A 400-nucleotide genomic window follows, 5' to 3' on the forward strand; every position below is an offset into this window, starting at 1 on the left:
CGGGTGGGAATATCGACGTAAAGCATTCTGTCTTCCTTTTACTGCAAGGTGGATCGCGATGACCATAATGACGCCATCGGAGAGGTTTCATGGTGTCTCGTCGTGATGTGTCACGGACGTGGTCTCGCGACCAGGACGTCGCAGGACGCTTCCCTGAGCACGCGTTGCGTGACGCTGCCGAGCAGGGTCTGGAGAACGACCCCTCGCCCGTGTGGCCCCAGGGCAAGCAGATCTACGCTTTTGCTTCGTGCGAGGCGGACCAGAGCAGGGCCGGGATCTCCCTCGAGAACGTTGGTAGTGGAATTGTCGGTGCCCACCTCATCGCGCGCGAAGGTCGAAAGCTCGTCGCGCGCCGTGGCAACGCGCGTCAGACGGTACCGCTCCATCTCGGCCTGCGGTG

At 62.0% G+C, this 400-nt stretch carries 1 protein-coding gene; it reads right to left on the minus strand.

Features of this window, described 5'->3' with window-relative positions; genetic code table 11:
- Positions 1 to 110: 110 nt before the first annotated feature.
- A partial coding sequence (locus Q5L94_RS13410; protein ID WP_317498864.1) for a universal stress protein occupies positions 111 to 400 on the minus strand: 290 nt, incomplete at its 5' end.

The sequence above is a fragment of the Idiomarina sp. Sol25 genome, assembly GCF_033052775.1.
Classification (GTDB): domain Bacteria; phylum Pseudomonadota; class Gammaproteobacteria; order Enterobacterales; family Alteromonadaceae; genus Idiomarina.